At 38.7% G+C, this 15,913-nt stretch carries 16 protein-coding genes; 3 read left to right on the top strand and 13 right to left on the bottom strand.

What is annotated here, in order from left to right; translation table 11 throughout:
- Positions 1-49: 49 nt before the first annotated feature.
- The 4 genes from BCR25_RS02760 to BCR25_RS02745 all read right to left on the bottom strand — a co-directional run bounded on the left by BCR25_RS02760 (position 50) and on the right by BCR25_RS02745 (position 6,207).
- Positions 50-502 carry a SprT family protein gene (locus BCR25_RS02760; RefSeq protein WP_069662136.1) on the bottom strand — a complete coding sequence of 151 codons (453 nt, stop codon included), beginning with the start codon at positions 500-502 and terminating at the stop codon, positions 50-52.
- Between the two features lie 32 nt (positions 503-534).
- Complete coding sequence (locus BCR25_RS02755; RefSeq protein ID WP_069662059.1) at positions 535-2,724, bottom strand: Tex family protein; 2,190 nt, start codon at positions 2,722-2,724, stop codon at positions 535-537.
- Positions 2,725-2,909: 185 nt separating this feature from the next.
- Positions 2,910-5,321, bottom strand: a complete 2,412-nt coding sequence (locus BCR25_RS02750; RefSeq protein ID WP_069662058.1) for a glycosyl hydrolase family 18 protein — start codon at positions 5,319-5,321, stop codon at positions 2,910-2,912.
- 151 nt (positions 5,322-5,472) lie between these two features.
- A complete protein-coding gene (locus BCR25_RS02745; protein ID WP_069662057.1) occupies positions 5,473-6,207 on the bottom strand; it encodes a metallophosphoesterase in 735 nt (244 codons plus the stop codon).
- Between the two features lie 168 nt (positions 6,208-6,375).
- Between BCR25_RS02745 and BCR25_RS02740 the strand changes: the two genes are divergently transcribed.
- From BCR25_RS02740 to BCR25_RS02730, 3 genes are read left to right on the top strand one after another with little or no spacing between them, the layout of a single operon-like run.
- Positions 6,376-7,236 (top strand): efflux RND transporter periplasmic adaptor subunit, encoded by an 861-nt coding sequence (locus tag BCR25_RS02740; RefSeq protein WP_069662135.1) that lies wholly within the window; start codon positions 6,376-6,378, stop codon positions 7,234-7,236.
- A gap of 11 nt (positions 7,237-7,247) precedes the next feature.
- The gene (locus tag BCR25_RS02735; protein WP_069662056.1) at positions 7,248-7,940 is read left to right on the top strand and encodes an ABC transporter ATP-binding protein; all 693 of its coding nucleotides are present in this window, start codon (positions 7,248-7,250) and stop codon (positions 7,938-7,940) included.
- 15 nt (positions 7,941-7,955) lie between these two features.
- Positions 7,956-9,179 (top strand): ABC transporter permease, encoded by a 1,224-nt coding sequence (locus BCR25_RS02730; protein WP_069662055.1) that lies wholly within the window; start codon positions 7,956-7,958, stop codon positions 9,177-9,179.
- Positions 9,180-9,426: 247 nt separating this feature from the next.
- Here BCR25_RS02730 and BCR25_RS02725 read toward each other — a convergent pair whose 3' ends face one another.
- The 9 genes from BCR25_RS02725 to BCR25_RS02685 form a co-directional block, all read right to left on the bottom strand.
- Positions 9,427-9,837, bottom strand: a complete 411-nt coding sequence (locus tag BCR25_RS02725; protein WP_069662054.1) for an EVE domain-containing protein — start codon at positions 9,835-9,837, stop codon at positions 9,427-9,429.
- Positions 9,838-9,853: 16 nt separating this feature from the next.
- Entirely contained in the window at positions 9,854-10,273 is a 420-nt protein-coding gene (locus BCR25_RS02720; protein WP_069662053.1) for a pyridoxamine 5'-phosphate oxidase family protein, read from the bottom strand.
- 99 nt (positions 10,274-10,372) lie between these two features.
- Positions 10,373-10,930 carry a cob(I)yrinic acid a,c-diamide adenosyltransferase gene (locus tag BCR25_RS02715; RefSeq protein ID WP_069662052.1) on the bottom strand — a complete coding sequence of 186 codons (558 nt, stop codon included), beginning with the start codon at positions 10,928-10,930 and terminating at the stop codon, positions 10,373-10,375.
- On the bottom strand, positions 10,927-11,373 hold the full coding sequence (locus BCR25_RS02710) for a EutP/PduV family microcompartment system protein (RefSeq protein WP_069662051.1): 447 nt from the start codon (positions 11,371-11,373) through the stop codon (positions 10,927-10,929). Before BCR25_RS02710 ends, BCR25_RS02715 begins: the two co-directional genes overlap by 4 nt.
- A gap of 33 nt (positions 11,374-11,406) precedes the next feature.
- A complete protein-coding gene (locus BCR25_RS02705; RefSeq protein ID WP_069662050.1) occupies positions 11,407-11,790 on the bottom strand; it encodes a DUF4430 domain-containing protein in 384 nt (127 codons plus the stop codon).
- A gap of 21 nt (positions 11,791-11,811) precedes the next feature.
- Entirely contained in the window at positions 11,812-12,501 is a 690-nt protein-coding gene (locus tag BCR25_RS02700) for an ECF transporter S component (RefSeq protein WP_083242561.1), read from the bottom strand.
- On the bottom strand, positions 12,491-14,167 hold the full coding sequence (locus tag BCR25_RS02695; protein WP_069662049.1) for an ABC transporter ATP-binding protein: 1,677 nt from the start codon (positions 14,165-14,167) through the stop codon (positions 12,491-12,493). Before BCR25_RS02695 ends, BCR25_RS02700 begins: the two co-directional genes overlap by 11 nt.
- The gene (locus BCR25_RS02690) at positions 14,140-15,027 is read right to left on the bottom strand and encodes an energy-coupling factor transporter transmembrane component T (protein ID WP_069662048.1); all 888 of its coding nucleotides are present in this window, start codon (positions 15,025-15,027) and stop codon (positions 14,140-14,142) included. The genes BCR25_RS02695 and BCR25_RS02690 overlap by 28 nt, the downstream gene beginning before the upstream one ends.
- Before the next feature lie 427 nt (positions 15,028-15,454).
- Positions 15,455-15,910 (bottom strand): cupin domain-containing protein, encoded by a 456-nt coding sequence (locus BCR25_RS02685; RefSeq protein ID WP_069662133.1) that lies wholly within the window; start codon positions 15,908-15,910, stop codon positions 15,455-15,457.
- Positions 15,911-15,913 lie beyond the last annotated feature (3 nt).

The following is a 15,913-nucleotide window of genomic DNA, read 5'->3' as shown; positions in this document are numbered from 1 at the left end:
CTAGCATGTTTTACGTACATCGCTTGCTGACTTCTCTAATGACTTTGGCCTATAATGATGATCGTTCCACTAGCTTTCCATGACATTTTCCGCATACAAAGCGTGCCGTATTGATTCTTCTCTTGCGCAAAATCAATGTTTGGCATTTTTCACATTGGTATTGATGATAGGATTGCGGTTTTTGTTCCACCAAAGGACGAACATAGCGACTTCCACCTGTTTGCTTTAATAATTCTTTGAACTCAGGATCTTTATGCTGATAACCTCTACCTTCTATATGAAGATGGTAATGACACAATTCATGTTTGATGACATTGATCAGTTCCGGCTCTCCATATCGTTCAAAAACAGTCGGATTGAAATCAATATCGTGCGACTCCAAATGATAACGTCCACCTGTTGTCCTTAACCGTTTATTAAAATAGGTTTGATGCTGAAATGGTTTTCCAAAAAATTCTACTGAAATATGTTCAACTAATTCTTGCAGCTGCTTATCTGTCATTGCTTGTATTTCCTGCGAAGAACGACTCAAGATTACTCTTTCCTTTCAACTTGGGGGAGCATCGTTAAACTGATACGCCCTTTCTTTGTGTCAACAGCCTCTACCCAAACAGTCACTACATCGCCTACCGCTACTACGTCTGTTGGATGCTTGACAAATTTTGTGCTAAGTTTAGAAATGTGGACTAAACCGTCTTGCTTCACACCAATATCTACGAAAGCACCAAAGTCGATTACATTACGCACGGTCCCTTGTAATTCCATCCCTGGTTTTAAATCTTCCATAGATAAAACATCTTTTCTTAAGAGCGGCGCTGGCATTTCATCACGCATATCTCTTCCAGGCTGAACTAATGCAGCAATAATATCTTTTAGCGTCTCACTTCCAACAGCTAATTCTGTTTCTAATTGATTTAGCGACAGCCCTTTAATCGCTTGGGCAGATTCTGAGCTTCCTAGATCAGTCAATTTGACCCCGGCTTTTTCCAAGATTCCCTTCGCTACATCATAACTTTCTGGATGGATACCTGTATTGTCTAAAATATTTTTACCATTTGGAATCCGCAAGAATCCAATTGCTTGTTCATATGCTTTTGGTCCTAAACGAGGTACTTTTTTAACTTGATTACGAGCTGTAAAAGCGCCATTTTCATCACGATACGTCACGATATTTTGAGCTGTTGTTTTATTTAAACCTGAAATATGCTGTAATAACTGTGGACTTGCAGTATTCACATTAACACCTACTTGGTTTACTGCTGTTTCAACAACAAAATCAAGTTGTTCAGCTAAGCGTTTTTGAGAAACATCATGTTGATATTGACCAACACCAACTGCTTTAGGATCGATTTTAACTAATTCAGCCAAAGGATCCTGTAAACGTCTCGCAATGCTTACAGCACTTCTTTCTTCTACTTGTAAATCTGGAAATTCAGTTCGAGCCACTTCACTTGCTGAATAAACAGAAGCACCCGCTTCATTAACGATTACGTAAAAAACTTCACGTTTGATCTGTTTTAATTGCTCAGCAACAAATAATTCTGATTCGCGACTGGCTGTACCATTGCCGATCGCCACCATCTCCACTTGATGTTCTTCGATCAATTTGTTGAAGATCGTACCTGCTGCAGCACGTTTTTCACCAGAAGCTGGTTTATGCGGATAAATCACTTGAATCGCTAAAACTTTGCCAGTCGCATCTACAACAGCCATCTTACAGCCAGTACGGTATGCTGGATCGAACCCTAAAACGACTTTTCCTTTTAACGGCGGTTGTAGTAACAGATTACGTAAGTTTTCTCCAAAAATCGAGATAGCCTGTTCATCTGCTTTTTCTGTTAATTCATTGCGAATCTCCCGCTCAATCGCTGGACCAATGAATCGTTTGTAGCTGTCTAAATAGGCGGTTTCTACATATACTGCCGTTGGAGACTGATTATTAGTAATTAATTGACGATTCAAATAGCTATGGATTTTCTCTTCATCAACAAGAAGAGAGACTTTTAAAATGTCTTCTTTTTCTCCACGATTGGTTGCTAAAACTCTATGAGAAACCATTTTACTAACAGGTTCAGAAAAATCATAATACATTTCATAGACTGCTTTTTCATCTTTTTCCTGATCTTTGACTGTACTGATATATTGTCCATGATTGAACGTAAAGTCACGGATCCAAGTACGGAATTTCGGCTCATCACCCACGCGTTCCGCAATAATTTCGTGCGCACCAAGTAACGCTGCTTCTGCAGAATCAACTTCTTTTTCTTCGTTGATATAGTTTTGCGCTTCTGCTGTTACATCAGCTGTAGTTGGAAAACTCAACAACCAGTCAGCTAATGGTTCTAAGCCTTTTTCTTTTGCAATCGTCGCTTTTGTACGACGCTTTTGTTTATATGGACGATAAAGGTCTTCTACTTGCTGCATTTTTGCCGCTTTTTGAATAGCTTTAGCTAATTCTTCCGTAAGCTTGCCTTGCTCTTCAATCAAACGTAGTACTTCTTCTTTTCGTTTTTCTAAATTACCTAAATAAGTATAGCGTTCTTCGATTTCACGAATTTGTACCTCATCTAAACTACCTGTCATCTCTTTTCGGTAGCGGGCAATAAAAGGGACAGTGTTTCCTTCACTTAATAAAGTCAGCACTGTTGTTATTTGTTTTGAACGATAACCAGTCAATTCTTTTTGAAGCAGCTCGACTACCTCTTGGTTATAAGTTTCTGCCATATTTTCATACCTCATTTCATTAACTAACATACCTTTTTATTTTAGCATATTTTATAGTGGAAACCTAGAAAATGAGGGAAAGCACAGGCTCGTCTTTTTTTATCAGATTAGAAAAAACAGTTCTTTTTTCAAGGAAACACCTTCAAAAGAACTGTTTTATTCTAACTATTTGTTTACGAGTGAGACTATTGTCTTACTCGTTTGCTTCTCATTATTACAATACTCAAAACGACGATAAGTAATGTAAAACCGAGCCATATAGCAGCTTTCGTTTGCCCTTCTCCTGTTGAAGGCAGATTTTTACCGGCAGGTTTTATCGTTGTTTTTTGGTAAACATAGATAATTTGATGCTCCCCTTTTTTATACGTACCTTTGGCATCTTTTGGTGTTTCTATGAGAGTATACCCTTCAATTGATAAAGGGGTCGTTTCATAAGCAGCACCTAGCTCTCCTGTCATTTGTTTTGGCTCTGCCAATTGCTTTCCTTCTGTATCTTGATAATGAACAGACACCATACCAATTTCATACGGCAGGATAACGCCTTGTGGCTGATAGACAACCACAAATTCTTGTTTCAGATTGAGAAAAACCCCTTGATAGTCTTTTTGAAGAGGCTGATATCCTGTGATTTCAGGTACGGTATAATTAAAATCTTGTCCAACACTATCGTTGATCTCAACCGTTTTTTCTAATTCGTTCCCTTCTTCATCGACAAAATGAAAAAGAACGCTCCCTTGATTTTCTACAGGAGTTTGTTGCTTATAGATACTTTGAGTCCCATAAACACTCGATACAATCCGCTGTGCCAACGTAATGTCTGTGATAGTTGCTCTATCGGCAAAAGGAGCGTCTGTCGTCAGTACTAATTCAATTTCTTGTCCCGGTTCAATGTCATTGTATCCTAGAGCCTTTAAATCTATTTGATAGCGAAACAGTGCTTGCTCATTTTTCGCTTGCTGCTCGACCGGCTCTAAACTATAGTCGCCGATTTTCAGAGTTTCTTGCCGTGAACTCTCAATAGTCAAGAGACCATTTTTGATCGTCTTGTGATTTTTTTCGATCGCAGCTAAAACCGAATCTGTTTCTATAAGCTGCTCATTATTTTTGAGCTTTAAAATGTAGCCTTCATGCTCGTTGGTTCGAACAGCTAATGTCGCTGAAACAGCTAACTCTTGTGCTGTTAATTCATTTGAAGGTAAAGCAGCCTGACCAAATAATCCTTCAAAGATCGCATTTGTAAGTTGATCTCTAACGGTTCCTGTCGTTGCCGCATCTTGTGACTGCATCCAAGAGATCATCCCGCCAAGATTTTTTTCTTTTACATAATTCGCTTTTTCTTTCAACGAACGCTCATTATCAAAGGTAAAAAAGACTTTGGAGGTTTCCCCGTACAAATACGGTGCTTTAGATTTGTCGTCCCAATACTCTTTTAAATCCGGGTATTTTTGTTTCAACTTATCAAGGTTTCTAAAGGACCAAATACCGCCATTGCGGCCACCGTCACCACTAACTATCGGTAACTCATTTTCGGCTCCTCGGCTTTTGTTGTTATCTCCATCAACAGTTGCAAAATCAGTTGTGCCAAAGAGCCCCGGCTGATTGACTGGATCTGGTCCGTCATTTTCAACATTGCCCCAGCCACGACTATAAAATGCTGCACCAATAACTAATTTTTCGGCAATAGCACCATTGTTTAAATAATAATTCACACTATCATCAATACTAAAAGACCAAGGCTTTCCGTTTCCTTGCGGTGCATCCGGACTAGTATAAAGACCGGAATGATGATTGGTTGCATTTTCCCAAGCGCCGTGGATATCATACGTCATTATGTTGGCAAAATCAACGACATTAAATACCCCTGCAATATCCGTTCCCTGGCTGATCGTGTAAGGTCCTGCCGCTAAGGCTACCGATAATTCATAGTTTTTCCCGGTTTCTTTTGATAATTCATTTAATCCCGCCTTTAATTCTGTCAGAAGTAAAATGAAATTTTCCCGATCTTTTTCAGAAGCATGAGGTGTCCCTTCATCTTTTGCACTGTCGATTAAATCAGGTTCACGTACACTTCCCGGATATTCCCAATCAATATCTAAAAAGTCCATTTCATTATATTGAACAAATTTAATCAAGTTACTTACTAACCTTTTGCGATAGGTATCATTCTGTGCATTCTTCGCAAAATCGCCTGATTTAGTCCATCCACCAACGGAAACACCGATTTTCAAATGGCTATTTCTTGAGCGAAGCTCTTGTAAAGCATTCAACAATCCTGCACTTGCACTACCTTCTACAACAACTTCTTCACCAGCTGGCGTTTTTAAAGCCGCAAATTCATCTGTCCACTGCAACTGCCCTTCTTCATCAAAATCTAAAAAAGCAAAGTTCAAATGCGTCAGCTTTTCTGCTGGAATATCTTTTGGATAAAGTACGCCTTGACTCTCTTCGATCGACCAGTCACCATAATACATGACATTCCTCAACGACTGTTCGGACGCAGTTCCTGTCAATGGCTGACCTAAAATGCATAATAATAAAATAATTCCTACACCTAAACAACCCCACAACCTGTCAAACACTGTTTTCTTTTTCTCCATAACCTTCTCCCTTCAATAATGTTTACGCTTACAAAAAGATGATAACATACTGTTTTTATAATGTATATATTATAATCTTTGTTTTTTGTAAGAAAAACACTTGAAGGAATAAATGCATTTTTCAGCGTATAAGGTACAACAGCTATTTCTCTTAAAAAGTAGGCTGCCACGGGCCTTTCAGATTCTGATATTCAATGTCCTGAACGATGCCATGATCGTTAAAAATAACACCATGAACAGATCCTCCAAAAACAGCCCCGCCGTCAATACCGATTTTGTGATCTGATAGCCACAGATCAGTCGTTTCCATATCGCCGTGAAGCATAGGTGTAATAGTATGTCCAAACACGATTGTTTTGCCTGTGTTGTTTTTGCCTTGATGAAATGCTTCTCTGATCCAAATAAAATTATGCGGACTTGTTTCGTGCCAATCTTTTTTAGTTAAATCCACACCTGCATGCACAAAGAGATAGTTTTTCCATTCAAAATACAAAGGACGTTCTACTAAGAAATCGATCAGTTCTTTATATCGACTCCGAATCATCATAGCCATTTCAGTTGGCGAATATTCTTCTGTTGCCCCTTTGTGCAGCAGACTTTCGATCGTTTCTTTCCCACCATTGCGAACGTAGCTCGTAAACCAATCTTCCGGCTGTGTTAAAAATTGAAGAAAATACTCTTCATGATTTCCTCTAAGGTAGACTGCCTGATACTTTTCAACTAATTTTTTCCCCAGCAAAAAGCTTTCCTTGCTCTTAGGTCCTCGATCATTAAGATCTCCGATCAATACGAGTTGATGCATGGTAGGGTCAAAGTGACTGAGCAGTTTTTCGAACAACGTATATTCACCATGAATATCACTAATAACATAAACAAGTTCCTTCATTGTTGATCCTCCTTATCAGTTGGTTTTATTATAGCTTACAAAAGACCGTTCGTTTTGGCAAATATAGCAGTAATTGACTGAAACAATTCTTAGACTTTTCATGAAAAAAAGAGTACACTTGCATAAATGACACCATGTCATAAAAACAGTAGAAAAGAGCTGAAAACGATGAAGAAAAAACCAATTTTTGCACTCCTTGCAGTAGTTGTCCTAGTAGTGGTGATCTTTATTTTAACACAAGGAAATACTGGAAAATCAAACGCAGTTTCTGTCCGCACAGGAGAAGTCAAAAAAGAAACGATTGTTGAAACACTTTCTACTACTGGTACACTGATTCCAAATCAGTCCCAGTCTTTGATGGGTACAGGAAACGTTGTGGATGTTCCTATATCTGTTGGCGAAAAGGTAGAAAAAGATCAAGTATTAGCCACGTATGATAGTGGCTTACAATTAACAGCACCTTTTGCCGGCACGATCACACAAGTAAATATCAAAGCCAAACAAGCAGATACAAACGCCCAACAAGGCAAGCCGTCTATTCAACTTGATGATCTATCAACCTTAAAAGTTCAACTTGAATTATCAAACTCTGAAGCTTCGGCTGTTTCAGTTGATCAAAAGGTGGAGATTTCAAGTAATAATCATGATTTTACTGGTAAGATTTCAGAGAAAGATCCCGTCGCTCTCAGCACCCAAACCGCAACAGGAACAAATGCAAGTTTAGGCGCTGTGGTTACTTTTGATAACGCACCAGAAAAACTATTTGCCGGCTTTGACGTAGACGTATCAGTCACAACGAATAGTGTTGAAGATGCGCTGGCTTTACCTATCGAGGCATTAACGTACAACGATAAAAATGAACCTCTTGTCTATGTATTAAAAGATGGAAAAGCCAAAGAAACATCCATCAAGATCGGTATCCAGTCAGACAAACTTGTTGAAGTAAAAAGCGGTTTATCAGAAAAAGAAACCGTGATCCTCTCTCCCAATTCAGACATCAAAAATGGCACTGAAGTAACCAAAGAATAGAAGGTGAAACGATGATTGATTTAAAAGATGTAGTAAAAATCTACCGCACAGGCGGTGAAGAACTAATGGCGTTAAAACATGTTTCTCTTCATATAGCTGAAGGTGAGTTTACGTCCATTATGGGTCCTAGCGGTTCCGGAAAATCAACCATGATGAATATTCTCGGTTTACTGGATCGTTTCGATGAAGGTCGGTATTATTTGAACCAACAAGATGTCAGTCACTTGACTAGTAATGAAAGTGCCCGTGTTCGAAATAAAGAAATCGGATTTGTTTTTCAATCATTTAACTTAATGCCGCGGATGTCTTTATTGGATAATGTAGCGTTACCGATGGTTTATTCAGGAATTTCTGCAAAAGAACGAAAAGAACGAGCGCTTACTGCTCTAAGTAAAGTGGGTTTAGCGGATCGCGTCACTCATCGCCCCAACGCAATATCAGGTGGTCAAAAACAACGGGTCGCTATCGCACGAGCTATTGTAAACGAACCTGCTGTTTTAATGGCAGATGAACCCACTGGAAATTTGGATTCAAAAACAACACTAGAAATTATGAAGATTTTTCAAGACTTGAATACGGCGGGAACTACCGTCGTCATGGTTACCCACGAACCTGAGGTAGCGCAGTATACCAAACGGATCGTTTCATTTAAAGATGGGGAAATCATTGATGACCAGCCTGTCGCTGATCGAAAAACACTATAGGAAGGAGATGATTTTATGGGAGTTATCGAAAGTTTCAAAATGGCATTGGATAGTATCTTAGCAAATAAAATGCGGTCGTTTTTAACTATGCTGGGAATTATTATTGGTATAGCAGCAGTAATCGCTATTTTAGCTGTCGGAAATGGCGCAACGAGTCAAATAACAGGAACGTTTAGTGACTTAGGCGCTTCTACAATTTCTGTTTCAACAAGTCGGGATGCCACCGATGCTCAAAAGATTACTAGCCAGGATATCAAAGCGCTCAAAGACGGTATTCCTCAAATCGATCATGTCTCACCAGCCGTCTCCATTCAAGTGGTCGGAGCAGCAGGAGAAAAAACAAAAGCTGCCTTATTGATGGCCGGAACACCTGACTTGCAATATACAAATCAAACGATGGATAAAGAAATCATCTATGGTCGGTATTTTAATCCTACTGAGTATGCTGAAGGCAGTAAGGTAGCGATCATTAGTGCCGATACCGCACGCTATTTCTTCAATGGTCGGGAAAATGTGGTTGGTGAAAAAATAAATTTACGCGGACAAAAAGGCCAACTTAGTACGCGCATCATCGGTGTAACAAAAAGCACGGTCGAAAAGATGGTCGGCTCTTTTGACGAAGAAAATATGATGGGGTATCTCGCTACTCCGTTAACGACTGTAGCGAGTTTAGATCCAGAAGCAACTAAAATCACTAGTTTAACTGTCATTGCAAAATCAAAAGATGATATCGATGCTGTATCTAAGCAGATCGTCAATATTCTATCCATCCGTCACAACACAATTGGTGAAAAAGTCTATACTGCAACGAATTTCTTGCAAGCACTAGATCAAGTCAATAACGTCTTAGGTCTATTCATTAATTTTATTGCCGCTGTTGCTGCGATCGCTTTATTAGTTGGCGGAATCGGTGTTATGAATATCATGCTTGTCTCTGTTACAGAACGTACTAGAGAGATTGGAACAAGAAAAGCGTTAGGTGCGACGGATACTAATATTTTATTCCAATTTTTAACAGAATCTGTGATTTTGTGTTTGATTGGCGGCGTAATTGGTTTGAGTTTAGGCGCGTTATTAGCTGTTTCAGTTGCTAGTGCTTTGGATATCACTGCTCAATTTACAGTAGGTTCAATTATCGCAGTACTTTTATTTTCAAGTGCTATTGGGATTTTCTTTGGCGTTTATCCAGCTAGAAAAGCAGCAAAACTTGATCCAATCGAGGCGTTACGTTATGAATAATAAGCATTGATTTACTTGCGATCAGAACGAAGTCTCGTCTACTTTTCACCTCGCTTATTCGGATTTTAAAAGAGAGCGGGACAAAACTAAAAATCCGTTTTGTTTCGCTCTCTAAACTCGAATAAACGGCGAGAAAAAAGCAGCTACTACGCTACGCTTCGATCACATCAATCTCTAAGTGTCAAAGACACTAAAAATTGGAAGACTTGGTTCTCAGACCTAAGCACTTCTGTTCCTTCCTCCTTTTTCATTTCTCTTTTATCATCTTAAACGAAATAAAATCAAATAATTCTTTTGGAATTTGAAAATGGCCAAAGCGTAAGCGTGAACGATACTCCTGCCACAAAGGATAATCAGCAACAGCTTTTAAAGGAACAGCCTCTACCTGATCCACATAGGCGACATCTTTCCTAAAGGGGATAAAATCCGGTCCCATCTCAAAAGGGTAGGCTTCTCCAGCTAAAATTTGTCCTATTGCCACAAATTGCTGACAAGGTTCTTTAGACTGCAAGCTTTTTTTAGGTGCATAGTAAATCAGCCAGTCTCCTTCTCTCATTTTATTCAAAGGGGCACCTTTACCATGGCAGAGTTGACAAAATCCACCTGATTTACCGATTTTCACATGATCTTCAGAAGCAACACCAATCCAATAATTCATATCAATTCTCCCTTTCCTATAATCGAATAATTTCTTTACTGCCCATGCCCAAGATGACGACAGCTTCTGTAAAATGAACTTCATATAGTTCCAGCATTTCACCAGCTTGCTCGATATTTTCAGCATAGCTAGGAATTTTTTTGATCCATTGATCTGCTTTATCGAAAACGGACAGTTCACTTCTTTTCACCTGCGCACAGTGGACTCGAACATGAGCCGAATCTCCTAGTGGAATTGTGGTAAAAGCTACGTTTGAGTTGGATTCAAATTCAGCTATTTTTTCGTTCCCTTTAAATGTTGAGAAAAAGAGACATTTCTGCTGTTCGTCGTAAAAAAAACTAACGATTCGAACATTGGGGATTTCCTTCACACTTGTAGCCAAAGCAATTTCTGTTTGTTCATTCATTATTTTTTTGAATGCTTCTAATGTATTCATTTCATCTTCACTCCTTTATTATTCAGTACCATGACTGATATATTTATCCTAACAAATAAACCCTGACAACAGATTGTCAGGGTTTGAAATCTTTTCTCGCTATTCATGAAAAATGTGTGCATTTCTCCGATAACTCACATCGGCACGTCCTTCACGAAAATTAATAAATCGGGCAATTGCATAAAAATAGTCAGACAAACGATTTAGAAAAATCAACGCATTTATATTGATTTCTTCTGTTTCCTGCACTCGTACCACACCACGTTCTGCCCGACGTGCAATTGTTCTAGCCATATGCAATAAACTAGCTACTGGACAGCCTCCAGGTAAGATGAACTCAGTAAGTGCTGGTGGTACTTCTGCATACTTATCAATTTTTTTCTCTAACCACTCTGTAGAGAGTTGGTCAGTTCGGTAGCCTTTTGCACTTGTCGGTGTTGCTAAATCAGTGCCACAATCAAATAAAATCTGTTGAATTTCTTCCAATTCTTTTTTTATTTCGCGATAGGTCTGCATTTGACTAATGATATACCCAATCATTGAATTCAGCTCATCGATCGTCCCATAAGCCTCTACTCGATCAGAGGCTTTACTTCTTTGTTCACCGCCAATAATACTCGTCTTTCCTTTATCACCCGTTTTTGTGTAAAGCTTCATTTCACTATCCTCCGATCTGTTTCCAAATAAGCCAACAGCTCAGCAATACCTAAATTTTCAACAGCGGAAATCTTGAAAATCTTTTTAGCCCCTGCTAGCTCAAGCTGCTTTTCTGTTCGTTTAAGATCATCTTCTGTAGCTAAATCGATTTTAGTAATAACTCCGATACACGGCTTGGCAAACGCCGCCGCAAAAAGTGGTGAGAAGGTTTGTTTTCTTTCAGTTGCACTAGCCATCAACACAATTAGCTCCGCTTCTACTGAGGTTGTCAATAAGGCGCTGTAATAATTACGATGCTGAATAAATTCTCCAGGCGTATCAATGATCTGGTCGTGAAATTCGACTGCTTGCGTCTTATTATAGGTTAGCTCTTCTCCTTTAAGCTTTTGTGAAAGAGTCGTTTTCCCACAGCCAACTGAACCAATAAAAATCGCTTTTTTCATCTGATCTCCTCCCAAGCGGTTTGATTCAGTCGCCTACAGCTTGTTCAAACTCCAAGTAACTGTTTCACCATTTTTAGGGAAATATTCTACTGCACCTACATCCGGCTGTTTCCCATCAATATCGTACAACCAATATTTGCTTGCCTTGGCATCTTGTTTATGACCATCGATACCAACTAAAAAATCTTTGTCCATATCTACTTTGAAGTTTTTCTCCATCACCGTTTGCAGTGATTCATTTTTTTGAACCTCAACTTCCTTTTTATCAAATTCTTTGTCGTCTTCCTTTAAGATGATTGTAATTTTTGCACGTGCTTCTTTCGTTGCTTCTGTTTCCTTTTTATCTGTTGGTTTACTGCACGCACTTAAAGCAAAAATTCCTACTAAAATAAGTACTGCTCTCATTAATTTTTTCATGTTTAAATTCCACCTTTATCTTTATGATTTTATTTCGTATTTGATTAAAATACGTTGAAGTTTTTTTTGAACGATCCGAAACAATACACACGAAAAAAATGCATTGGAAAAACAATAGGAAAGTGTATGAGGCAACGCTGTAACAAAAAGTGCAGCATACCTCTGCCAAGAAAAGAAGCGATCGATGGAATAAACTGTCCATACATCCATGAAAAAGGAAAAAAAGAAGCCAGCAAAAATCCCATACAAAATCAAAAACCAATAACTTTTTCCCAAGACTTTACAAATCCACGGTAATCCAGCTAAACAGCCGATCAAGCCCCATGACAGCATTTGAAACGGTGTCCACGGTCCTTGACCAAACAGCATATTTGATGTGATCGCAGACAATGAACCAACTAGAAAACCGACTTCCGGCCCTAAACAAATTCCTGAAATAATAATGATCGCAGTCATTGGTGTAACGGCTGGAATCATATAAAATAAAAACCGACCTGAAACTGCAACAGCGATCAAAACCGCAATCAGCACCAATTCCTTGATATTCATCTGCTTCTTTTCATAGCGATAATAAATCGGCAAACACGCCAGCAAGACAAGCAATAATGAGATAATCTGATATTGCTTTGATCGAAATGCAGCAAAACTTACCAGCAAAAAAATGATTATAATTAGCCCTCTTAAACTATTCCGTTTAAAATCAGAAGTCATTTTTCGTTACACCTTCTTCTGCCTGACAAGCTGTTATGACCTGTTCCGTTGTGACCTTTTCTGTAACGACATCTCTTGATATTCGGCTGGCTGCCGTCGTATAGAAAGCATGCTTACTAAAAAATTCTTTTGGGTTTGCCGTTGTCAACAAATTATGCTGGAAAAACAAACCACAGCGATCAGATAGTTCTGCAGCAAAATCCAGATCATGCGTGACGACTAAAATGGTTTTGCCTTTGCCAGCCAACTCTTTTAACAGCTGTATCAACTGCTTTTTGGCATAATTGTCAATTCCTTTTGTCGGTTCATCAAGCAATAACACACTTGGATCAGCTAGCAATACTTTACCCAAAGCTGCACGTTGACACTCCCCACCACTTAGATCAAAAGGATGTTGTTTCAACTTATCGGTCATATCCAGCAACGCGGCTATTGACACTATTTTTTCTAATTGTTGCTTTTCATCAAGACCTTGGCCTTGAAGATAATTTTGGTAATCTTCTAAAACAGAATCCTTCACAAACACCATTTCTGGACTCTGTGGCAGATAGCCAATTTTGTGCTGAGATTTTTTGATTGCTTGCTGAAATAGCGTCAGTTTCCCCCGATAGCAATGATGAATACTTGCAATGACTTTTAACAATGTGGTCTTTCCTGTTCCATTCGCTCCAACTAATGAAAAAATCTCGCCCTCATTCAAAGTCATATCTACACCAGCCAAAATATCTGAGCCGTTTTTCTCGTAGCGAAACCAACAATTTTTCAATTCAAGACTGGTCTTTTGCGTTTTTGATAGTTCTTTTTTTTCTAATGTAGGTTGGCTGCTCTTTGAAAAATGCCGAGCTAAAAACCGTTTCCCTTCAATCACCGTAAGAGGTACTTGATCTTTCAATGCCAGAGCATGATAGATCTGCAAAGCGCTTGGTAAGCTGAGAAGAAATCGATCGATCCCTTGTGTTTTCGTTGTGATTGCTGCTGAAACGGCCCGCGGTTCTTCTGCAAAAATCAACTGTCCTTGATCCAAAAGAACAACTTTATCCGCTAATGCAAACACACTCTCCAACCCATGTTCAGCTAATAAAATCGTCAAGCCCATTTCCCGATTTAAACGTACTAAAACATCTACAAAATTTTGCGCAGCAATCGGATCAAGCTGGGTCGTCGGTTCATCTAAAATCAGCATATCTGGCTGCATAACCAAGACAGAAGCTAGGTTCAGCAGTTGCTTTTGACCGCCCGATAAATCAGCAGTTCGAGTGTCCATCAATTCCTGAATCCCTAAAAAATTAGCCATTTCTGCAATTCTGCCTTTAATTTCAAAAGAAGAAAGACCTAAATTTTCTAAACCAAACGCCAGCTCATGCCAAACTGTATCTGTGATAATTTGATTTTCCGGATTTTGCATCACATAACCGATTTTGCTACTAGAAAAGTGTTCAGAAACCAACGTAAGATTTTTCTGATCCAAGTAAATATCCCCTGTTTTTATTCCAGCAGGACTTAACTGTGGCTTCAGCATTTTCAACAAGGTCGTTTTTCCACTGCCAGAAGCACCACAAATCAATACAAAATCGCCCTTAGTAATCGACAGTGAAATATCATCAAGGCATTTCTGCTCGCTTCCAGCATATTGAAAGCTTAAATTTTTGATTTCAAGATAGTCCACGTCATCGCCTCCCAAAGTCGTTTAATTGTTGGTAAAAATGCTAAAAACACAATCATCAGATAACTGGCACTAGATTGTCTAAATTTTTCAAGCAAATCCTCTGTATATGGATAGTAATCAAATTGGAAATCGCCAGCCATAGCGAAGTAAATAAACAGAAATCCACTTCCTAATATTAGCAGAAACGCTGCAGTATCTTTTTTTTGCCAAGTATAATGAATTCGACTGCCTCTTTTTCCAATGCCGTATCCTCTAGCCTTCATCGAATCGGCGCTATCCATCGCGTTTTCCAACATCCAAGAAAACAAGTTTCCAAATAAATCCAGTCCATATGTCACTCGTTCTTTCAACGTACGCATCTGTGTTCGATGAATTGTTTTTTGCACTTGATTTAGCTCTTGGTAATACTGCTGAAGCATTGGTATAAAGCGAAATACCATAGTCAAAATCAACGCCAGTTTAGGAAAGCGGCGGCCGAACAAATAAAAGAATTGTTCAGAATTTACTTTAGATTGAAAATTTTGAAACAGATAAATCATACCAGCAATCATCAAGCCCATAAAAAAGCCATAAATCAATGCTTCTTGCGTAAATGGACGATTCAAAAAGAAAAATAAGACCGTCGCTCCTCTATGCACAAACAGTGGATTCGTGAGAGTTATAATCAGAAGAAAAAGCAAAGGATAGATTATTGAATGCTTTTTGTCTCTATTCAATCCCACCAGCTGATACGTAAAACTTCCTAAAAAACAGCTGATGATGATCAAAGGATTGGTCGTACTCATGAGAATCAACAGCATCAATATATAATAGGCAGTGATCACCAAAGGATGTCTCTGTTCAAAAAACTCTTTATTCATCGGCTCGATCCTTTCCTCCGTACTCCTTTTGCTATCGATCCAAAAGAGCAATAAAAAAACAGCCCTCACTTTTATCAAAGCGTGCTGTTTGAATTGACGACTATAACGGATTGTTATTCTGTCAGATAAGCAAACAACGTCTCCATAAAAGAGGTCGATCCAAACATATCCTCAGCTCGCTTCTGAAAAGCAAAAGCTGCTTGAATACCGATATATTTTCAGATTACTATTTGCTATATCTTCATTGACATAATCATTCATAGCTTTAAGCAACTCCATTGTCACTTACTCATTCATTATATAAATTAATGTCTTTAAAGTCAATATACAGGCTATTTCTCTGTCTATTCCTTTTCCAGATGAACAAAAAAAACAGTTCAAAAAATCAGTGTTACGCTAACTTTCCGAACCATTTTTATTCTCCTGATTATTGTTTTTGCCAGTCAGCTGGATAAGTCACATAAACAAAACGAGCTCTTCCTGTTACAGAAAACTGAATTGCACTTCCTTTGGGAATCAACAAGATCTCACCCGGACCAGCTGAAATCGTTCTTCCATCAATAATAACACTCAATCTACCTTCAATGATATAATCAATTTCATCATATTCTAAAAGCCAATCGAATGTCGTATCTTCCATCACCATCAAACCGCATCCTAAACGTGGACTTTCCGTTAAAGTCACTAAATCCTTACAATAGACCTTATGTTGAGGATTGCCAGTATCCAAACGATCTTCTTCTGCTACGTCTAATTGAGGCAATTTGATAGATAAAATCCCACTTGGATCAATGGTTTTTGACAGATCGTTTCCCTTAAATAATTGTTCTGTCAAAACTTCGCGTACAAGATTGCGTATCATTTCTTCATCTAAATGATTCATAAC

This window comes from Enterococcus termitis (assembly GCF_001730305.1).
GTDB classification, from domain to species: Bacteria; Bacillota; Bacilli; order Lactobacillales; family Enterococcaceae; genus Enterococcus_L; species Enterococcus_L termitis.
Note: the sequence above shows the minus strand (reverse complement) of the source record. Positions and strands in the feature narration are given on the sequence as shown.